Here is a 19,741-nt window from a genome sequence, read left to right as displayed (position 1 = left end):
GTAACGACACCTTATGACACCCGAAAAACTTTGGACTCCGCACAATGAAATGCTGGCGCAGGAGGCCTTTATTCGGCGGGCGGCAGCAGTAGGTGGCCCATTTATGCTGAAGGGCAGCTTCGTAACGCGCCAATACTTTGCTCACCCCGAGCAGCGGATTCCGCAGGACTTGGATTGGGTGTGCCTCACTCCAGCCCAGAGCGAAGAGCAAATGCGCACCCTGCTCAATGCCTGGGCTACGGCCGTAACCGAGCAGCCCGCCACCGACGGCTTCACTTTCCAGAGCTTCCGGGAAAACACGTTCTGGCGCATGATGGACTATGCCATGACCGACGATTTCCCCACCGTGAATACGGATATAGGCGTCTGGTTACCCAGCTATTCTCCCGCCACCGAAGCCACAATGCTCAGCATTTCGGTTGATGTAAGCTTCAACCTGGTGGTGGAGCCGCCGCCAGTCCCGCTCACCTACCACCCCCTCGACGGGGAGACCTTTCTCGTGCCGCGCACCTGTCCGCTGGCCTTGCAAGTGGCCTGGAAGCTACACCAGACCCTGGTGCGCCCCCGCTACAAAGACCTCACCGACTTGATAGCGCTGCTAGCCGTGCCTGCTTTTGATGCTCCCACCCGGGCCGCCGCTTTGCAAGCCTTCGTGGACGAGTGCCACAGCGACCAGGTCGACCCTAAGAAGATTCGCTACTACGCAACCGGAGATGCCGCTGCCGACAGCCGCAAGTTTGGTCAGCGCGAGTCGTTGTGGTTTCATCAGCTGCTAAACCTCGGGGACAAAGCATCTAACCCATTTGGCAACATCTACTTACAATACGGTCATCACCTCGGCACAGGCAGCAAGCATTATACGTCATTGCCTGAGCTACTTGCAGATTTTCAGCTAGCGCTGAACAATGCCGGCATCAACGCAGCGGTGCTTGAGTATCTGCCTTTACCTACTCCTCGGCGCGCTGAATAAGTCCGTTGTTTGTGTAGAACAAGTGCCCCAGGCTGGCGCTAAAGCCTTGCAGGCATAGCAGTGGCTGCAAGGCTTTAGCGCCAGCCTTTACCTTCGCCCCCACTGCATCCCGTCTTGCGATTTTCAATAGCTGCGCGCATTCTGTTTCTGACCTATCTTCTTGGCGGGGGAATGTTAGGTGGCGTGCTGACAGTTTGCCGGCCCCCGTCGCCCAGTCCACCGCTGCGTGTGAGCATGGTGGGCGACGTGCTACTGGCCCGCGGCGTGCCGGCCGCCCTGGCCCGCGACAGCGTTGCCCTGCGCCGCAACACCCGCCGCTGGTGGGCCGGCAGCCGCTACGTCATCGGCAACCTGGAATGCCCGCTCACCACCGTTGAGCAGCCAGCAACCAAGCCAATCACCTTTCGGGCCAAGCCGCGCTGGGCGGGGTGGCTGCGGCGGCTGGGGCTCACGCACGTATCGCTGGCTAACAACCACACCTTCGACCAGCACCTGGTGGGCCTGCGCGATACGGAACGCGCCGTGCGCGCCGCTAGGCTGGGCCCGCTGGGATACCAGGCTGATTCTGCGACTGGCTGCCTGCCTACCTTATTAGGCCGGGACAGCAGCGTGGCCGTGCTGGCGTACTCCGAATTTCGGACGGGCGGCGCGGGCAAGCGTTGCGTGTGCGGGCGCGATTTTGCCGCGCTCTGCCAGCGGCTGGCCGCCTACAAAACCTTGTTTCCGCAACGGGCGGTGCTGGTGTACCTGCACTGGGGCACCGAATATGCCGGCCAGCCCACCGCCCGGCAGCGGCAGCAAGCCCATACGCTCGTCGACTGCGGAGCGGCGGCCGTGGTGGGCGCGCACCCGCACGTGGTGCAAACCGTGGAGTTTTACCGGGGCCAGCCCATCCTCTACAGCCTGGGCAATTTCCTGTTCGACCAAAGCCGGGAAGCTACTGCGCTGGCGGTGCAGGCCGATTTTGACCTGCGGGCGGGGCGCGTGGTGGCGACGTACCTGCGGCCGCTGCAGCTGGTGGGCGCCGTGCCCCGCCCCGCCGGTGCCCACGCCCAGGCCGCGCTGGCAACCCGCATCCGGCGCTATTCACCTGAGGTGGGACTGGTGCCGGCGGGCGCGGCCGGGGGCTGGCGGCTGCAGCCCACCGGTCCCGGCGCGGCGCAGGATTCGCTGCCGGGATTCTTTGAGCGGCAGGCCGCCGTGGCAGGCCCGGCCGGCGCGGCCACGGCCCGGCTGCGCGCATTGCCCCGTGCCCGCCAAACCCAGGTGTGGCTGCCCACGGCCAATGGCGGCGCTTCCGTGGTGGATTTTCGGTTTCCGATTTACGCGTTTGGGTCGGGCGACGTGGACAACGACGGTTACACGGACTTGCTGATTGGCCCCATCAAGCCCACTCGGTTCGACAGCGCCCTGCACCGGCGGCTATTTGTGTACGCCCTCGACTCGGCAGGGCGGCTGCAGCCGCGCTGGCGCGGCTCGCGGCTGACGTACCGGCTGCTCTATTTCCGGACCGAACGGAGTGCCAACGGACGCACGTATGTTCGCACCCTGGAGCGGGCGCCCGATGGCCGCTACTGCATCGGGCGCTACCATTGGCAAGGCTTTGGGCTGGCGCTCGATGGCTTTTTGGCCCGGCGGCGGTCGTTGGATGCCGCGTACCGGTGCTTCGTTTTATGACACTTTTCCTTCCTTTTATTTTTGCATGAATCGTAAACTTTACCTGCCGCTCATTGGCCTGACCGTCGTTTTGGCACTGGCCGCGGGCTATTTCCTCTGGGAGCGGCACGCAGCGGCCTCTTCTTCCTCTGCGGCAGGCCCGGCGGTGCCCACGGGCAGCACTCTGCACGACAACGGGTTTGGCGAGCAGGTGCCCGTGGTGCTCACCGAGGACAAAACCGCACTGGCCAACGTCTACGCCCGGCCTTACATCAAAGAATATTTTGACCCCTCCGGCGAATACGCCCTTGCCGACTCGCTGAAGCGCAAGCCGCTGCCCGCCTTCGACTACGGCCAGGACCTGGCCGGCAAGTCCTACCTCGACCTGGTGCTGCTGCGCAACACGCTCTACGCCCGCAACGGCTACTGCTTCATGAACGCCACGCTGCGGCGCTACTTCGACAAAACCAACTGGTACAAGCCGGTGTGGAGCGAGCAAATGGACTCGACGGGCAAGGAGCTACCCGTCGAAATCATCCCCGTGCCGCTCAACCAACAAGAGGCGGCTTTTGAGCAGAAAGTCAAGGCCTTTGAAGACAGGCTGCTGGCCAGCCGCGTGACCAAGCCGGGCGGCTACCCGATGATTGGGCCTGACTTCGTGACCAACCAGCGCGAGTTTCTGCTGCCGCCGGCCCTGCGCACGGTGCTGGCCCGCAACAACTTTGCCCTGGTGCCAACCAAAGAAGAGCAGCTGTTTTACCTCTACGACAAGGGCGAGTACGCCTTCACGCCGGCCTTCGTCACCACCGATTTATTCTTGCAGCTGCTGCACAAGTACCTGAACGGCATTCTCGAAGACGTAGAAGAAGAGCGGCTGCTGCCCGTGGTGGCCACCGTGCTGCGCCAGGGCAATGCCCAGGCCCGCACCCTAGCCGCACAGAGCCAGCAGCCCGACGCCCGCGCCGCCGCCGAGTGGGCTGCCACCTACTACGCCGTGGGCCAGAGCCTGCTCACCGGTCAGTCGGGGCAGGTTCCGCCCACCTACGCGGCCGCTGCCCTGGAGGAAATAGCCAACGCTAACCAAGCCGACGGCAAGGGCTCGCTGTTCCTCAAAGACTCGCTGTTTGAGTACCAGTCGCTGAAGCCGCGCGGCATGTACACCCGCAACGACACCACCAGGCGCTACTTCCGCACGGTGAAGTGGCTGAACACGGCCCCGGTTTTTCTCGACACCGACGCCGGCCTGCTGCGCGCCGTGGCCCTGGCCAAAGCCCTGGCCGGCAACCCCGCCGCCACGCAGGGCTTCCAGAACTTCACGCACGTGCTCGACGTGCTGGTGGGCGACGAGGACAACCGCTCGCTCACCAACCTGCTGAAGCTGCTGGCCAGCCCCGGCTACGCCGGCAAAACCCTCGACGAACTGGCCGCCCCGGCCGTGCTGGCCCGCCTGCGCCCGGCGCTGCTGGCCACCGGCACCGACCGCGTGCGCGCCAAGGGCCTCACCGTGCACGCCCAGGAAGCCCTCGACCGCCCCACCCTGCTTTTCACGGCCGGCCGCTACACGTTCGACGCGGAAATCCTGTCGCGCCTGACCGAGGTGCGCAACAAAAAGCGCCCGTTCCCGAAGGGCCTCGACGTGTTTGCCACCTTCGGCACGCCCGCCGCCCAGGACGTGCTGCTGAACCACTACCGCGAAGCCGTGCAGTGGCCCGCCTTCCCCGACACGCTACGGCAGTTGCAGAAGCAGTTTGGGGCCGCGCCGGCCTGGGACCGCAACCTCTACACCAAAACCCTGCAAACCCTGCTCAGCCTGAACAAGCCCGCGCCGCCGGCCGCCGGCACGCCGCTGTTTGCCGCCACGCCGGCCTGGCAAAAGCGCAACCTGAGCACGGCCCTTGGCGGCTGGGCTGAGCTGAAGCACGACCTGCTGCTGTATTCGGAGCAGCCGATGGCGGCTGAAATGGGCGGCGGGGGCGACGGCGGCCCGCCCCCGCCCATTATTCTGGCCTACGTGGAGCCCAACCTGCCGTTCTGGGACGCGGCCCTGGCCTTGCTGGCTTTTCAGGAGCAGTCCCTCACCCGCCTCAAGGCCAACACGCCGCACCTGAGCGGCCTGAACAAGGACCTGCGCGAGAAAATAGCGACCATGCGCCGCATCACCCAGCAGGAGCTGCGCCACGAAAAAGTGAGTGAAGCCGACATGGCCGACTTGTCGGAAATTGGGGGCTGGGCCGAATTCCTGACATTCAACATCCTCAAAACCGACCGGTTGCCCGAGCGGGAGCGCCATCTGGGCGTGACAGCCGACGTGTATGCCTACAACGCCCTGCGGCTGGAAGAGGCAGTGGGCGCCGTCGATGCCCTCTACACGGTGGTCGAAATCAACGGCACCACCGTGGTGGCCGTCGGTCCGGTGTTCAGCTACTACGAATTTCAGAGCCCCAGTCCGCTCACCGACGAGGAGTGGCAGGCCAGGCTGCGCACCAGCCCGCCGCCCCGGCCCACCTGGCTGCGCGAGTTCATCGTGCCCATTCCCAAAGTCAACACCAAAGAAGTGGACGGCCTGTATTGAGCCCCGGGGAAGAAAGGCCAATAGTTTCCATCACAAAAAAGCCCGCCAATTCGGCGGGCTTTTTTGTGATGGAAACTGGCTGAAATGCTCAGCCAGACGTTCATCTACTCCACCACCACGCGCTGGATGCTGGGCGCGCGGCCTTCCGTTTGCACGGTGAGGAGGTAGGTGCCGGTGGCCAGGCCGGTCGTGGACAGCTCGGTGCTGCTGCCGCTGAAGCTGCGGGTGGTCACCGTCTGGCCCAGCACGTTGCGCAGCGTGAGGCTGGCCGAGCGGGCCGGCAAAGCCAGCGTGAGATGCAGCGTGCCCTTGGCTGCAATGGGGTTGGGCCACACGCTGAACGTGCTCTGGTTGGCATTGGCCGTGGCCGACAGCGGCGTCACGGTGAACAGGCTGCCGTTGCTGGCGCCGTTGGGCGAGGACAGGTATACGTCGCCGGTGGTGGCGCCCGTGGGTACCACCACCGTGATGGTGGTGGCGTTGACGACGGTGAAGGACGTGCCCCGAAGGCCGTTGAAGCTCGCCGCCGTGGCCCCCGTGAAGTTGGTGCCGGTGATGGTGACGGTGGTGCCCTCCGGTCCGCTGTTGGGCGATATCTGGGTGATGGTGGGCGCCGACGCCGAGCAGGTGGCGCGCAGCACAAACGTGCCTTCTTCGCCGTCGTAGCCCGTCACGAAAATGCGGTACGTCTCGCCCAGCACCGACGCAAAGGTGACCGTCGAAGACACGCCACCGTTGCTGTTGCAGTTGCTGGCGTCGTCGTTGCCGCCCACGCACACGTAGGCGCCGCAAGCGCCGGAGTACACAAACAGCTTGGTGTCGAAGTTGGTCCCGGCGTTGCACGTCGACACGGTTAGGTTGTTGCCCGTGCCCACGATGGTGTAAAACACCCCGCCCGCGTCAATATCAGCCACGCAGTTGCCGGTGGGGTCGCCCGCGTCGGTCGCGTTCACCGTGCTGCCCGTCACGCTCTGGCCGCAGGCAATGGCAATGGCATCGGCGCAGAGGTCGTTGGCAGGCGCTAGGCCGAAGGACGTGGCCGAGCAGCCCTGGCCGCCGGGCCCGGTCACGCAGATGGGGCCCGTCGAGACGCCTACCGGCGCCGTTGCGGTCAGCTGAGTGGCCGAGTTAATCGTGAATGCCGGCGCCGCCGTCCCGTTAAACGTCACCTGCGTGGCGCCGAGGAAGTTGGTGCCCGTGAGCACCACCACCGTGCCCGCCCGGCCCGAGGTCGGCGTGAAGGATGTGATGGTAGGCGGCTGAATTACGGTGAACACGGCCGACGACACGGCCGTGTTCACCGGCGTGGTCACCGAGATGTAGCCCGTGGTGGCGCCCGCGGGCACCGTGGCCGTAATCTGCGTGGCCGAATTCACGGCGAACGTCACGGCCGCCGTGGTGTTGAACCGCACCTGCGTGGCGCCCGTGAAATTCGTACCCGTGATGACCACCACCGTACCCACGGGGCCGGTGACGGGCGTGAAGCCGGTGATGGTGGGCGGTGCCCCCACCACAAACGGCGTGGCCGAAGTGGCCGTGCCCACGGGCGTAGCCACGGTGATGGGGCCCGTGGTGGTGCTCGCGGCTACCGTGGCGGTAAGCTGCGTGGCCGAAACCACCGCGAAGCTGGCCGCCGGCGTGCCGTTGAAAGCCACCGCCGTGGCGCCCGTGAAGTTGGAGCCGAGGATGCTAACCACCGTGCCGGGCATCCCGCCGGTCGGCGTGAAGCTGGTGATGGTGGGCCCCACGGCGGGCGGCGAGATGGTGAAGTTGGCGTCCGAAATGTCGAAGAAGTAGTTATCGGCGGCTTCCACCATGATGCGGGCCTGCGTTTGGGCGGTGGCGGGGCTGGGCGCCACCACCACGGCCGCGCCGTTGTTGGGCACGTTCTGGGCCAGCACCGTGGGGTAGGTCAGGCCACCGTCGAGGCTGAGGCGGATGTTGACCACGGCGCAGCTCACCGGCGCCGCGTCGGTGCCGGCCACGTCCCAGGTCACGGTTTGGGCGGCGCCGCCCACCCAGGTCACGCCCGTGTTGGGGGCCTGCACCACAAAGGGACCCGCGGTTGCGCTGCTGCTCAGGCTCACCGTGGAGCTGTAGTTAACACCGCCGATGACGCCCACCAAGCCGTTGTGCTCGTCGCGCACGGTGCAGCGGAAGTTCAGGGGGCGCGTCACGGTAGGCAGGCGCTCGCCCAGCACCGTGGTGTTGTTCACGAGGCTAATCAGGCGCGGGAAGTAGCGCGTGGGGCTGGAGTTGGGCGTGAAAGAGCGGAACAGCGGAATGGCCTGGCCGGGGACCTGGGTGGCGTTGGGCGAGCCCGCCGGGCCGAGGTCCAGCTCTTCCCACATATAGGTGAGGGCGTCATTTTCGGCGTCGGTGGCGCTGGCCGTGAGCTTGAAGGGCGTGCCGATGGGCAGCACCTTGCCGCTGGCGGGCACGGCCGTCACCACGGGCGCGGTGTTGCCGGTGGCCGAGTTCACGCTGCAGGTGGTGCCGTCAATAAACGCCCGCATCTCCTGGTAGTTGGCGGTATGAAAAATCGGGTCCGAGTTCGGCTGCAGGTTGTTGGGCGAGCCGCAGATGCCGGCATACGCCATGATGGTCGAGCCCGAGCCCGGCTCGTAGGCCACGTCGGCCTCGCGGTTGCCGGCGCAGCTGCCCGAGTCGTCGTTGTTGAAGGTGTGGTTGCCGCCAAACTGGTGGCCCATCTCGTGCGCCACGTAGTCAATGTCGAAGGAGTCGCCCACAGGGGTGCGCGAGCCGGTCACGCCGCGCGCCTTGTTGGCGTTGTCGCACACCACGCCCAGGTAGGCCACGCCGCCGCCGCCGGTGCTCACTACGTGGCCAATGTCGTAGTTGGCCGCGCCGATGATGGCCGTGATGTTGGACTGGTTCTGGCCCAGCATGGCGTTACCATTGCCGTTGCTGTAGGGCGTGGGCGGCGGGGTGCCCCCGTCCAGGAAAATCAGCTGGTCGTTATTGGCAATGAGCACCAGGCGCACGGCCAGTTCCTTCTCGTACACGCCCACCACGCGGTTCACGGTGGTGGCTTCGCCGGCCATCACGCCGGCCACGGTGTTGCCCTTGGTGAGGGCGTACTGGGGCGTGCAGGCCAAGGCCAGGCGGTAGGTGCGCAGCTGCGGGCCGCTTGAAAGCAGCGCGGTGGCGCGGCTGGCCGCGGCGGCCGGTCGGCCGGCTTTGGCTTTCGGGGCGTCCTGCTTGGCGTCGAAGCCGCAGGTCAGCGCCGCACCGGCCGCGGCCCGGTTCATGTCTTTCTTATAAAAGCCGAGGTAGTGCCGCACGTCGGTCCGGCTCATGGGGTCGATGTAGAAGCTGTTGCCGTTGGCGGTGAGCACTTGGGCGTGAAAGCCCATGGGCGTCACGTCGAGGCGCACCGACGCGGCTGCGTCGTCGAGGCCCACGCCGGCGTAGGTTTTGATGGCGGGGAAGCGGGCCGCCAAAGCGGGCTCCATGATGGGCGCCTCGCGCACGGCAAACCGGCCGAGGTGGCCGTCGGGCAGGGGCAGCGCCAGGACCAGGGGCGCGGCGCCGGCTTTGGTTTCGAGCGGGGCCGTGACCAGAGCGGCGCGCAGGCTGGCCAGGTCCAGGGTCAGGGCCTGGGAGTGAAACAGGGCCGCCGCCAGCGGCGAGGTGGCCGCCGCAGCTTTGGCTTCGGCATCGGCCCGGAAGAAGGGCGAGTCAAGCCGCTGGGCCCGGGCACCGCCCGAAACGCCCAACAGAGCAAAAAGTGCGAGCAACAAGCGGCCCATACGGGCAGGGCCTTTCCGGGCCGACGAGTTGGAGGGCAGCTGGGGGCGAGCCGGCCGGGGCAGGTATCGTTTCTTCATTATGGGCGAGTGAGTTGGGTGGAAGCAGTAAATATAACAGGCCGCCGATGCCCGCCCGGTCAAAATCGACCAACGCCCGAATTAGGTCGCTTGCCGTGCGCATCCGTCGCTTTGCCCGGCACTAACGCCCTTCAGGCCGATAACAAGCCATCGTTTGGGGCAAAGAAGTTTACGGGAACACAAAAGCGCCCTGCCCCGAGGCTACTCCTCAGCGCGGGACGCTTTGCATTATTTATAGCAGAAGACGCTTTCGCCTGAACTCGTAAAGCCAGGGCCTTCGCAAGCCGTGCGCTAGGCGGGCTGCAAGTACTTCACCATCAGCTCGGCCGTTTTTTTGGCGGCTTGCTGCTGGCCCAGCTTTTCGCGCAGCTCGGTGTAGCCGGCCCGGATGCGGGCCTGGTAATCGGCGTCGGTGAGCATCGTGCGCAGCTCGTCGAGCAGGTTGCGGGCCGTGAAGTCGCCCTGAATCAGCTCTTTCACCACTTCGCGCCCGGCAATGAGGTTGACCAGCGAGATGTAGGGCACCTTGATGACCATCTTGCCGATGGTGTAGCTCAGCAGGCTGGTGCGGTAGCACACAATCTGGGGCACGCCAAACAGGGCGGTTTCCAGCGTGGCCGTGCCGCTCGTGACCAGCGCCGCGGCGGCGTGCGCCAGCAGGTCGAAGGTTTGGTCGAACACGAAGCGGATGCCGTTGCGGTGGAAGTGCTTGTAGTAATTAGGGTCGAGGTTTGTGACGCCGGCCACCACAAACTGGTATTCCTGAAAGCCTGGCAGAATGGCAATCATCTCGTGCAGCATCTCCTCGATTTCCTGCTTGCGCGAGCCCGGCAGCACCGCAATGATGGGCCGCTCGGGGTCGAGGCGGTTGCGCTCGTAGAAATCGGGCGTGGGCTGAAACTCGGCCACGGCGTCGGCCGTGGGGTTGCCGGTGTAGTCGATTTCGTAGCCGAACTTGGCGTAGAACTCGCGCTCGAACGGCAGAATGGCGAACATCTTGTCGACGTAGGCCTTCACCTTCTCGACGCGGCTCTGGTTCCAGGCCCATATTTTGGGCGAGATGTAATAGAACACCTTGATGCCGCGTTCTTTGGCAAACCGGGCCATGCGCATGTTGAACCCGGCGTAGTCCACCAGAATCAGCACGTCGGGCTTAAAGGTCAGGATGTCCTGCTGGCACTGCTTGAGGTAGCCCCGAAACTTGAGCACGCTGGTAGCGGCCTCCACAAAGCCCATGATGGCCAGTTCCTTATAGTGGCGCACCAGCTCGCCGCCCTCGGCCTCCATCATGTCGCCGCCCCAAAAACGGAACTGCGCGGCCGCGTCCTGCACCTTGAGCTCGCGCATGAGGTGGGCCGCATGAAAATCGCCCGAACGTTCGCCGGCTATTAAGTAATACTTCATTTAGTGAGTTAAGAGTTAATAGTTAGGAGTTAGGAGTTCTGGTTCTGAATGGCACCTGCGCGAAAATCCGCCAAGGTCCAACTCCTAACTGTCAACTCTCAACTCTTAACTTCTTCAGCCGTAGTATTCCACGAAGTTGCGCGGCGTTTCGTAGAGTTTAACGCAGTGCAGGCGGGCCTGGGTGATGGCGGGCAGTTCGCGCTCCAGAATTTGCCAGAAGGCGATGGCCAGGTTTTCGGTGCTGGCCATCTGGCCGGCCATGAAGGGCACGTCGAGGTTGAGGTTTTTGTGGTCGACCTGCTCGGTGATGTGCGTGCGCAGCAGGTCGGAAAGGGCCTTCAAATCGACCACAAAGCCGGTTTCGGGGTCGGGCTCGCCCTTCACCGTCACGATGAGGTCGTAATTGTGGCCGTGCCAGTTGGAGTTGGCGCAGGGGCCGAACACCTCGCGGTTGCGCTCGTCGCTCCACTTGGGGTTGTGCAGCTTGTGGGCGGCGTTGAAATGTTCCTGGCGGCTAACGTAAATCATTTTCTAAGCTTTTAGCTACTAGCGGTTAGCCATTAGCTTTCTTGGGCTTCCTCCAAAAAAGAAGCTGACAGCTAACAGCTAAAGGCTAATAGCTTAATTATTTTTCCGCAGCAAATATACGAAGAAGGGTACCCCGAACAGGGCCGTGACCAAGCCCACGGGCAGCCCGGCGGGCGGGTAGAGCAGCCGCGCCAGCAGGTCGCAGGCCAGCAAAAAGCCGCCGCCCAGCACCGCGCAAAACAGCAGGTTGTAGCGCCCCGTGGTGCCCAGCAGGCCCCGCGTGAGGTGCGGAATGAGCAGGCCCACGAAGCCCACCGGCCCGCACAGTGCCACCACGCCCCCGGTGAGGCCGGCCGCCAGCAGCACCAGCAGCCAGCGCCGCCGCGCCACCGGCAGGCCCAGGGCAGCGGCCCGCTCCTCCCCCAGCAGCAACAGGTTCAGGTCTTTCTGCAAAAAAGCCATGACGAACAGGCTGACAATCAGCACCGCCGCCGGGTACGGCAGCACGCCCCACCCGGCCCGCTCGAAGCTGCCAAACGCCCAAAATACCACGCTGCGCAGGCTGCCCTCCGGCGAGGCCAGAAACGTGAGCAGGCTGCCCACCGCCGAGGCCAGCGCCCCCACCGCCACCCCCGCCAGCAGCAGCGGCGCCGGCAAAATGCGCCCCCGTCGCGTGCCCAGCGCCACCACCAGCAGCGTGGCCGCCAACGCCCCCGCCAGCGCCGCCACCGGCGGCAAATACACGCCCGCCAGCGTGAGCGAAGGCACCAGCACGTAGCTGGCAATGGCGCCCAGCGACGCGCCCGAAGCCGTGCCCAGCAAATACGGGTCGGCCAGCGGGTTGGTGACGAGGGTTTGGAGCAGGTAGCCGCTCACGGCCAGGCTGGCGCCGGCCAGCAGGGCCAGCAGCAGGCGCGGCAGCCGCAGCTGCACCAGCACCAGCTGGGCCGGGTCGGCGGGGTCGTAATGCCGGAAAGTATTCAGGATGAAGCCGTAGGAAGTGGCGTAGCTGCCCACGCGCAAGCCCAGCACTACCAGCGCCACCACGAGCCCCAGGCCCAGCATCAACCACAGCAACGGGCGACGGGCGGGCATCAGCGGGCGGCGGCGGTTGACTTGGCAGCAGGCTGATTAAGCAGCGCTTGGAGTTCCCGCACCGACTCCACGACGCGCGGCCCCGGACGCTCCATGAGGTTGCCGGTGATGGCGAAGACGCGGCGACTTTTGTACGCGTTGATGCGGCGCAGCTCCGGGTAGCTTTTGAAAAACGTGCTGTCCAGCTTCCCGAAGCTGCCGCCGAGCAGCACGTCGGGGTTGAGCTTGAGGATGTATTCGCGCGTCAGGGCCGGGTAGGGCTGCGGAAAGGTTTCGGTGACGGCGTTCTGGCCCCCGGCCAAACGGATTTCGTCGGTAAAGAGCGTGTTCTGGCCGTAGCAGTAGATGGGGTCCTGCCAGGTGATGGCCAGGACTTTTGGTGGGGCGTCGGATGGTTGGGTTGGTGAACTGGTGAGGCTTTTCAGACGCTGGCGCAGCGAGTCGGCCACGCGGTGGCCCTGCGCGGGGCGGCCCAGCAGCCGGCTTAGCTCCTCCACACCGGAGAATACGTCCTCAACTTTACGGAAACGCATGTAATATACCGGAATACCCAGGTCCTGCAGGCGCTGGGCATCGTCTACCGACGTGATGCCTTCGACGGTGAACACCACGTCGGGCTTCAGGGTGATGAGGCGCTCCATATCCAGCGGGTAGTTGTTGACGACGGGCTTTTGCAGCACGGCGGCGGGGAAATTATCCTGCGGGCAGCGGGCCACGATGGTGGCGGTATCGGCCACGGCGTAGAGCATTTCGGTCATGCTGGGGGCCAGGGCCAGCACGCGGCGAGGGTGCGCGGGCAGCGTGAGGGCGCGGCCCATGCCATCGTGCACGGCCACGGGGGCGGCCGGTTTGGACTCGGATTGGCAACTTGCCAGCCACGCCAGCGGTAAAAGCAACAACAGGAAACGCATGCCGCAAAGGTAGCGGCGCCACCCGGCGCGTCGGTTTACCTTTGCCCCGTCCTCAAGCCCCCACCCTATGATAGTAGTCACCGGCGCGGCCGGCTTTATTGCCAGCTGCCTAGTCGCCCGCCTCAACGCCGCCAATTTCAACGACGTGGTGGCGGTGGATAATTTCTCAGTTGAAAAGAAGCTGCCCAACATCCAGGGCAAAAAGCTGCGCGAGTACGTGGACCGCGAAACGTTTTTTGAGTGGCTCGACGCCCACCACGAGCAGGTGGAATTCGTCTTCCACCTCGGCGCCCGCACCGACACCACCGAGATGGACCCGGCCGTGTTCGACGTGCTCAACCTGAACTATTCCAAGCAGATGTGGCAGGCGTGCGTGAAGTATAATTTGCCGCTGGTGTACGCTTCCTCGGCCGCCACCTACGGCGACGGCACCCTGGGCTACACCGACACCGACGAGGCCCTGTTTCCGCTCTACCGCCCGCTTAATCCCTACGGCGACTCCAAAAACGACTTCGACAACTGGGCCCTGGCTCAGGCCGAAAAGCCCTATTTCTGGGCCGGGCTGAAGTTTTTCAACGTGTACGGCCCCAACGAATTTCACAAGGGCCGCATGGCCTCGGTGATTTTCCACGCCTTCCACCAGATTCAGCAAACGGGCTCGATGATGCTGTTTAAGTCCCATAATCCCGACTACACCGACGGTGGCCAGATGCGCGATTTTGTGTACGTGAAGGACGTGGTGGAAGTGTGCTATTTCCTGCTAAATAACCGCACCCATTCCGGCATCTACAACCTGGGCAGCGGCCAGGCCCGCACCTTTCTGGATTTGGCTCTTAACACGTTCCAGGCCCTGGGCCGCACGGCGGACATTCAGTTTAAAGACACGCCCGAGGACATTCGCGACAAGTACCAGTACTTCACCGAAGCCGACATGAGCAAGCTCCAAAGCATCGGCTACGACCAGCCGTTTACGCGGCTGGAAGACGGCATTCAGGACTACGTGCAGAACTACCTGGTGCCGGGCCGGTACATGTAGTTAGCCCAACGACTTACTTTATTGGTCGTCATGCAGAGCGCAGCGAAGCATCTTTACCGCAATAGTAAACATGCTTAGTTGCGCGGTAAAGATGCTTCGCTGCGCTCTGCATGACGTTCTTAACTTCACTTTGCCGCCCCCGCCCGTGACTCACGCCGTCCGTCCCGTCATTACCATCGTGGGCGGCGGCTTTGCGGGCACGGCGCTGGCGCTGCAATTGCGGCAGCAGCCAGCGTTGCGGCAGGCCGAAATTCACCTGATTGAGCCCCGGGAAATTCCCGGTCCCGGCCTGGCTTACAGCGCGCGCCGGCCGGAGTATCTGCTGAACGTGCGCCCCGGCGCGCTCAGCCTCTACCCCGACGCTCCCGGCCATTTTGCCGACTGGCTGAAAACCCAGCCCGAAAGCGCCGCTGGCGTGCCGGAGTTTGCCGCCCGGGCCACCTACGGGCGCTATCTGCAAGAAGAGCTGGGTGCGGCCCTGGCGCCCACGGCCGCCGCGCCGCGCATTCTCTGGCACAACAGTAGGGCCCTGACGGCACCCTTACGGGGAGGCCCGGGCCGCCGCCAGGTGCTGCTGGCCAACGGCACCGAAATCAGCAGCGACTACGTGGTACTAGCCCTTGGCAACTTCCCGCCCCCGCCGCCCGCCGGACCCGACCACCGCTACCTGCACCACCCCGGCTACCACGCCGACCCCTGGGCCATCGGCAACCTGCGCCGCATCGGGCCAGATGACGAGGTGCTGCTCATCGGCTCCGGCCTGACGGCCGTGGACGTGCTGCTGGCCCTGCACAAAGACGGACACCGCGCGCCCGTGACCGTGGTGGCCCGGCACGGCCGCTGGCCCACCGCCCACGGCCCGGTGGCACCGCCCTACCCCAGCTTTTACCCCGAGCTGGCCGACAAAACCACCGTGGCGGGCGTGCTGGCCGTATTCAAGCGCCACTTGCGCGCGGCGGCGGCGCAGGGCGTGGACTGGCGCCAGGTAATTGATTGCCTGCGGCCGGATTTGGGCCGCATCTGGGGCGCGTGGCCGCTGGTGGAGCAGCGCCGCTTTTTGCGGCACCTGGCGGGCCCGTGGTCGGTGGCCCGGCACCGCAGCCCACCCCAGAATGCCCAGGCCCTGGCCGACCTCTCCGCCGCCGGCCTGGTGCAATTGAAAATCGGCACGGTGCGCGAAATCCTCCCGGCCGGCGACCACCTGAACGTGCGCGTGCGGCCCCACGGCGCCCCCGGCTCCTGGCTCACGGCCCGGCATGTGGTGTGCTGCGCCGGCCCGCTGCTCGACTACGGCCGCATTGCCGACCCGCTGGTGATGCACCTGCGCGACGCCGGCCACCTGGCCGCCGACCCGCTGGGCCTGGGCATGCTCACCGACGCGCACGGGGCCGTGCGCGGCCCCGACGGCGTGGTTTCCGCCACCCTCTTCACCCTCGGGCCCAGCCGGCGCCCGGCCTATTTTGAGTCGACGGCCGTGCCGGAATTGCGGCAGCAGGCCGCCGCTTTAGCCGCGGAACTGGCGCGGCGCGTAAGCCAGGGCGCGTAGCCGGGGCCATAAAAAAGCCGCTTCCCTGCGAAAGCGGCTTTTGTGGGCAATGGAAGCATGGCGGCTTAAGCGGCCAACGCCGGATACAGAGGCAAAACCGGCGCTTCCGTGGCCGGGAAGGCGGGGCGAATGTCGGCCAGGCGGGCGGGCGCGGCGGTGGGCTGCGCCGCGTCGTGGTGGCGCAGGGCGCGCATCAGCAGGTAGCGGTATTTCTCGGCGTCGGCGAGGGCTTGCTCAATGGCTTGCACGGCGTCGGCGTGGGCCACCACGGCCTGCAGGTTGCGGCGCGGACGGCGGGCTTCAAACACACGACCTTCGAGGTATTCGGCGGCAGATTTCATACGTGAAAACGGGCTGGCTTTTAGAGGAATATCAGCGTATTGTAGTAACCCTAAAAACGCGGTTTTCATTCCCGTAGAGGCCGATTTTGGCGCATAATTTTGCGTGTTTCAAAACGCTTTAGAACCCAAAACGTCATGCTGAGCTTGTCGAAGCATCTCGCGTGCAGGAGTAAACCAATCGAATGAATTACTGCCACACGCGAGATGCTTCGACAAGCTCAGCATGACGGTCTTTTTGCTCTGTCTCCCCTGCTTTCTCAGCCAATCTTCAGCACGATTTTGCCGAACTGCACGCCGGCGTCCATGCGGCGCAGGGCGGCTTCGCCTTCCGCCAACGGGAACACCTCATCCACCACCGGCACGATTTGCTTCTCGGTCACCAGCGCCAGCATGTCTTCAAAGTCCTGCGGCGAGCCCATGGTGGAGCCGAGGATGCTGAGTTGCTTCCAGAACACTTTGGCGGGCGGCAGGTCCGGAATGGCGCCCAGCGTGCCGCCGTAGAACACGATGCGCCCGCCCGGCGCGGCCGCGTCGAGCAGGGCGTTGAAGGCCGGCCCGGCGGCGCTGTCAATGATGACGTCGAACGGGCCACCGGCTTGCTGCATGAGGGTTTTCACCCAGTTCTCAGCCGTGTACTTGATGCCGCCTTTCGCGCCCAGCGCCCGGGCGCGGGCCAGCTTGTCGTCGGAGCTGGACGTGACCCAGACCTCGGCCCCGCGGGCGGCGCAAAACTGCGCGGCCAGCAGCGCCACGCCGCCGCCCACGCCCGTCACCAGCACCCGCTCGCCAGCCTGCACCCGGGCGCGGCTGAAGGCGGCCCGGTAGGCTGTGAGCCCGCCCAGCGGCAGCGCTGCGCCCTGCTCATAGCTGAGGTGGGCCGGCAGCGGCCGGACGTATTCGGCGGGCAGGGTGATGTATTCGGCAAATGTGCCGGGGTCGGGCATGCCCCGCACCACAAAGTCTTTGGCCTGGACTTTCGGATTATTGCCCCAGCGCAGGCCGGGGTAGAGCAGCACGCGGGCACCCACCGCGGGCGCCTCAGCGGGCACTTCGGGGCCGTGGGTGGCTACTTCACCGGCGCCGTCGGCGCCCAGGATGCAGGGCAGCTTGATGCCGCCGTACTGGCCCTTTTGAATCCAGACGTCGCGGTGGTTAAGGGCGGCGGCGTGGAGCCGGACGAGGATTTCGCCGGGGCCGGGCGTGGGCGTGGGCACGTCGCGCACGGCGGCGGGCTGGTTAATGGCGTCGAGTTGGAGAGCTTGCATGGTTTCAGTGAGCAATGAGCAAGTAAAAGAACGTCATGCTGAGCGCAGCCGAAGCATCTCGCCCGCGAAGAGTAATTATTTACTTACTCGTTTTCCCTCTTCTGCCTACGCCACGTTAGTCTTTCACTAAGCGCTTGACCACGGTGCCTTCCTGGGCGTGCAGGCGCACGGCGTACACGCCCGGCGGCAAGCCGCCCAAGTCCAACTCGGCCCGGGTCACGCCCTGGCGCACGGCCACGGCCCGCGCCTGCACCACCTGGCCCAGGGTGTTCAGCACCTCCACCCGCACCGGCCCCTGGGCCCGCAGGCCGGGCACCTCCAGCGTGGCGCGGCCCGCCGTGGGGTTGGGCCACAGGCGCGCCCCGGCCGCCAGGGCCCGGGCGGCGGCCGTGGCCAGGGCGAAGGGGAACACGGCCTGCGTGCTGGTGCAGCCCAGGTTGTTGGTCACGGTCAGCCGCACGGCCGTGCCCGCCCCCGGCGCGCCGGCGTAGCGGTGGGGCGGCGGGGCGGGCCCGTCGAAAAAGGTGCCGTCGCCGAAGTCCCAGTGCCACAGAGCCAACTCGGCGTGCCGCGGGCCGGGCGTGGACAGGCTCACCAGGCGCAGGCTGTCGCCGCCGGCCGTGAAGGCGTAGCCCACCTGCGCCTGCGGCCGCACCCGGCACAGCTCCGCCACATACGGCGACCCCACGTTGGCGAAGCGGGCGAAGTAGTCTTCGTAGACCGTGGCCCGGTTGGTGGCCCGCGTGCCGCCCACCACGTAGGCCGAGCTGTCGGCGCTGCCCACCAGCGCGGCCAGGCCCGTGGGCCGCTGCGGGTCGTTGCCGAAGCGGTACTGGAACGCCCAGCGCGGCGCCCCGCCCGCCGTGAAGGCGGTGAACTCCACCCCCACCTGCCGGGTGAGGGCGTTTACGCGCCCGCCCCCGAACACGACGTCGCCGCGGGGGGTGCCGTAGGCGAAGCCAAAATAGTCGTTCTGGTTGCTCGTGTTGGGCTGGGTGTAGGTCCACTGCGGGCGCAAGAGGCTGTCGACCTGCACCAGCTGCGCGTCGTTGTTGGCGCTGGTGGGCAGGCGCCGGGCCCCGCTCACCAGCGCCCCGCCCCCGCGCGTGTTGGAGACGAAAAAGCCGCCGTCGAACTGCGCGCCCGCCCCGAAGCGGGCCGTGCGCAGCGTGTCGCCTTGGGGCGAGAACTGCACCAGCCAGTGGTCGAAGCGCGGCAGGGCGGCCCCGCCGGTGTAGGGCGTGCCGTTGTCCGAGTAGCCCGTGGCCAGGTACGAGCCGTCGGGCCGGGCCACCAGCCCGTTGAGCAGCCCCACCCCGCCGTAGCCCCGGCTGGGCCAGGTGCGCCGCCAGAGCAAGTTGCCCAGCAAATCGAACTTGGCCGCCCCGCCCTGCCCGTAGGTGGCCGCGGGCGTGCTGGCCGGCGAGACGCCGTTGACCAGCACCAAAAAGCCGTCGGGCACCCGCAAGAGCGCCCCCACCGACGCGACGTCGGCGACCGGGTAGCGCCGCTGCCAGCGCACGTTGCCCAACGTGTCCACCTGCGTCAGGGCGTAGAAGCGCTCGGGCGGCAGCGTGGGGCTGGCGTTGGGCTCGTGGTGGTTGCTGAGGTAGGTCAGCAGGTGGTCCGGGCCCAGCACGACGTCCACGAAGAAGTCCCCGCCGTCGGCTTGGTTCAGGTTCAGCCGCCGGTAGCGCACCGTGTCCCCCGACGCTTTGCTCACCACTAGTGCTAACTCTTTCTTCCCTCGGCTCTGAATGGTGACATCTGCTTCGCCGCAATGCACAAACCGGTGACCAGGTAACTCAAAGGACTTGCTGAAAAGGGCCTGAAACCGAGGCGTATTTTTCCGCTCGCCGATAAGCGTGGGCTGCGCCAGGGCCGCGCCAGCCAGAACGAGGCACCAGCCCCCGACTACCGTCAGACACTGGCAAAATCGACGAAACTTGCTCATTGTACCAGCAGGTTATGGTGAGCGACGGGACGGCCTCCAACTTCGAGGGCATAGTGGTAGATGCCGGGCGCCAAAGGGGTCACATTAAGCTCCACGGTGTGCTCGCCGGCCGCCACGGCCCGCCGCAGCACCACTGCGCCCGAATAATAATTTCGGACGACCAACTCTGCCTCGGCGCTGCCCTTGGGCGTGCGGTAGCTCACCGAGGTGCGGCCCGAACACGGGTTGGGCGCGTTCTGGGCCAGGAAGGCATCCTGAGTGGCCACAGTCGAGGTACTGACCGGCGGGTGCGGCGCCACGAGGCCCTGCAAGCCGTTGGCGAAGCCTTCCGAGGCGCAGTCGTTGGCCTTCATGGGCAGCAATGAAGAAGAGAGAACGATTGTTGAGAAGCCAAATATATCAGTACCCGGTTCAGAGGCAAGCCGTTTGGTATTATTTTTCAATGCGTTGCTCAAAACATTACCCCTGCTGTCGCTCGCCGGTACAGGAGCCCGGCGGCCCGCGAAGAACCAGCCTGCCCGCAGCAGGAAATGAACTGCGCTCGTTGCGTCGATAACCTTCCTGCAAAGGCGTCGTTCAAACGAAACGCCCCGACGCGGGCACCTTTCACTC

Annotated in this window: 14 protein-coding genes; 5 read left to right on the top strand and 9 right to left on the bottom strand. The window is 65.6% G+C overall.

Going from position 1 to position 19,741, the window contains the following annotated elements:
• Positions 1 to 13 precede the first annotated feature (13 nt).
• The 3 genes from I2H31_RS03900 to I2H31_RS03890 all read left to right on the top strand — a co-directional run bounded on the left by I2H31_RS03900 (position 14) and on the right by I2H31_RS03890 (position 5,198).
• Positions 14 to 970, top strand: a complete 957-nt coding sequence (locus tag I2H31_RS03900) for a nucleotidyl transferase AbiEii/AbiGii toxin family protein (protein ID WP_196291676.1) — start codon at positions 14 to 16, stop codon at positions 968 to 970.
• Positions 971 to 1,204: 234 nt separating this feature from the next.
• Positions 1,205 to 2,647 carry a CapA family protein gene (locus I2H31_RS03895; RefSeq protein WP_230687464.1) on the top strand — a complete coding sequence of 481 codons (1,443 nt, stop codon included), beginning with the start codon at positions 1,205 to 1,207 and terminating at the stop codon, positions 2,645 to 2,647.
• Positions 2,648 to 2,672: 25 nt separating this feature from the next.
• Positions 2,673 to 5,198: a DUF3160 domain-containing protein gene (locus I2H31_RS03890; protein ID WP_196291674.1), complete on the top strand. Its 2,526-nt coding sequence runs from the start codon at positions 2,673 to 2,675 to the stop codon at positions 5,196 to 5,198.
• A 104-nt stretch (positions 5,199 to 5,302) separates the two neighbouring features.
• Here the strand turns inward: I2H31_RS03890 and I2H31_RS03885 are convergent, their stop codons facing one another.
• The 5 genes from I2H31_RS03885 to I2H31_RS03865 form a co-directional block, all read right to left on the bottom strand.
• The gene (locus tag I2H31_RS03885; protein WP_196291673.1) at positions 5,303 to 9,049 is read right to left on the bottom strand and encodes a reprolysin-like metallopeptidase; all 3,747 of its coding nucleotides are present in this window, start codon (positions 9,047 to 9,049) and stop codon (positions 5,303 to 5,305) included.
• A 291-nt stretch (positions 9,050 to 9,340) separates the two neighbouring features.
• Entirely contained in the window at positions 9,341 to 10,453 is a 1,113-nt protein-coding gene (lpxB, locus tag I2H31_RS03880) for a lipid-A-disaccharide synthase (protein ID WP_196291672.1), read from the bottom strand.
• Positions 10,454 to 10,567: 114 nt separating this feature from the next.
• Positions 10,568 to 10,981: a 6-pyruvoyl trahydropterin synthase family protein gene (locus tag I2H31_RS03875; RefSeq protein ID WP_196291671.1), complete on the bottom strand. Its 414-nt coding sequence runs from the start codon at positions 10,979 to 10,981 to the stop codon at positions 10,568 to 10,570.
• A 93-nt stretch (positions 10,982 to 11,074) separates the two neighbouring features.
• The gene (locus I2H31_RS03870) at positions 11,075 to 12,076 is read right to left on the bottom strand and encodes a FecCD family ABC transporter permease (protein WP_196291670.1); all 1,002 of its coding nucleotides are present in this window, start codon (positions 12,074 to 12,076) and stop codon (positions 11,075 to 11,077) included.
• A complete protein-coding gene (locus I2H31_RS03865) occupies positions 12,076 to 12,987 on the bottom strand; it encodes an ABC transporter substrate-binding protein (protein WP_196291669.1) in 912 nt (303 codons plus the stop codon). The genes I2H31_RS03870 and I2H31_RS03865 overlap by 1 nt, the downstream gene beginning before the upstream one ends.
• Positions 12,988 to 13,054: 67 nt before the next feature.
• On the opposite strand from I2H31_RS03865, the gene rfaD reads away from it, so the two are divergent.
• Both rfaD and I2H31_RS03855 read left to right on the top strand, forming a co-directional pair.
• The gene (rfaD, locus tag I2H31_RS03860) at positions 13,055 to 14,023 is read left to right on the top strand and encodes an ADP-glyceromanno-heptose 6-epimerase (protein ID WP_196291668.1); all 969 of its coding nucleotides are present in this window, start codon (positions 13,055 to 13,057) and stop codon (positions 14,021 to 14,023) included.
• A 145-nt stretch (positions 14,024 to 14,168) separates the two neighbouring features.
• Entirely contained in the window at positions 14,169 to 15,569 is a 1,401-nt protein-coding gene (locus tag I2H31_RS03855) for an FAD/NAD(P)-binding protein (protein ID WP_196291667.1), read from the top strand.
• 65 nt (positions 15,570 to 15,634) lie between these two features.
• Here I2H31_RS03855 and I2H31_RS03850 read toward each other — a convergent pair whose 3' ends face one another.
• The 4 genes from I2H31_RS03850 to I2H31_RS03835 all read right to left on the bottom strand — a co-directional run bounded on the left by I2H31_RS03850 (position 15,635) and on the right by I2H31_RS03835 (position 19,482).
• Positions 15,635 to 15,910: a hypothetical protein gene (locus tag I2H31_RS03850; protein WP_196291666.1), complete on the bottom strand. Its 276-nt coding sequence runs from the start codon at positions 15,908 to 15,910 to the stop codon at positions 15,635 to 15,637.
• A 257-nt stretch (positions 15,911 to 16,167) separates the two neighbouring features.
• Positions 16,168 to 17,175 carry a zinc-binding dehydrogenase gene (locus I2H31_RS03845; protein ID WP_196291665.1) on the bottom strand — a complete coding sequence of 336 codons (1,008 nt, stop codon included), beginning with the start codon at positions 17,173 to 17,175 and terminating at the stop codon, positions 16,168 to 16,170.
• Positions 17,176 to 17,290: 115 nt separating this feature from the next.
• A complete protein-coding gene (locus I2H31_RS03840) occupies positions 17,291 to 19,129 on the bottom strand; it encodes a T9SS type A sorting domain-containing protein (RefSeq protein WP_196291664.1) in 1,839 nt (612 codons plus the stop codon).
• Positions 19,126 to 19,482, bottom strand: coding sequence for a hypothetical protein (locus I2H31_RS03835; RefSeq protein ID WP_196291663.1), 357 nt, complete (start codon positions 19,480 to 19,482; stop codon positions 19,126 to 19,128). The genes I2H31_RS03840 and I2H31_RS03835 overlap by 4 nt, the downstream gene beginning before the upstream one ends.
• Positions 19,483 to 19,741 lie beyond the last annotated feature (259 nt).

Origin of the sequence: Hymenobacter ruricola, assembly GCF_015694525.1 — a bacterium.
GTDB lineage: Bacteria > Bacteroidota > Bacteroidia > Cytophagales > Hymenobacteraceae > Hymenobacter > Hymenobacter ruricola.
Note: the sequence above shows the minus strand (reverse complement) of the source record. Positions and strands in the feature narration are given on the sequence as shown.

Bases quoted from the DNA above. Each gene is read 5' to 3' on its own strand.
- I2H31_RS03870 (WP_196291670.1), bottom strand. From the start codon at position 12,076: ATGCCCGCCCGTCGCCCGTTGCTGTGGTTGATGCTGGGCCTGGGGCTC.
- I2H31_RS03840 (WP_196291664.1), bottom strand. From the start codon at position 19,129: ATGAGCAAGTTTCGTCGATTTTGCCAGTGTCTGACGGTAGTCGGGGGC.
- I2H31_RS03875 (WP_196291671.1), bottom strand. From the start codon at position 10,981: ATGATTTACGTTAGCCGCCAGGAACATTTCAACGCCGCCCACAAGCTG.
- I2H31_RS03865 (WP_196291669.1), bottom strand. From the start codon at position 12,987: ATGCGTTTCCTGTTGTTGCTTTTACCGCTGGCGTGGCTGGCAAGTTGC.
- I2H31_RS03895 (WP_230687464.1), top strand. From the start codon at position 1,205: ATGGTGGGCGACGTGCTACTGGCCCGCGGCGTGCCGGCCGCCCTGGCC.
- I2H31_RS03835 (WP_196291663.1), bottom strand. From the start codon at position 19,482: ATGAAGGCCAACGACTGCGCCTCGGAAGGCTTCGCCAACGGCTTGCAG.
- rfaD (WP_196291668.1), top strand. From the start codon at position 13,055: ATGATAGTAGTCACCGGCGCGGCCGGCTTTATTGCCAGCTGCCTAGTC.
- I2H31_RS03900 (WP_196291676.1), top strand. From the start codon at position 14: ATGACACCCGAAAAACTTTGGACTCCGCACAATGAAATGCTGGCGCAG.
- I2H31_RS03890 (WP_196291674.1), top strand. From the start codon at position 2,673: ATGAATCGTAAACTTTACCTGCCGCTCATTGGCCTGACCGTCGTTTTG.
- I2H31_RS03845 (WP_196291665.1), bottom strand. From the start codon at position 17,175: ATGCAAGCTCTCCAACTCGACGCCATTAACCAGCCCGCCGCCGTGCGC.
- lpxB (WP_196291672.1), bottom strand. From the start codon at position 10,453: ATGAAGTATTACTTAATAGCCGGCGAACGTTCGGGCGATTTTCATGCG.
- I2H31_RS03850 (WP_196291666.1), bottom strand. From the start codon at position 15,910: ATGAAATCTGCCGCCGAATACCTCGAAGGTCGTGTGTTTGAAGCCCGC.
- I2H31_RS03885 (WP_196291673.1), bottom strand. From the start codon at position 9,049: ATGAAGAAACGATACCTGCCCCGGCCGGCTCGCCCCCAGCTGCCCTCC.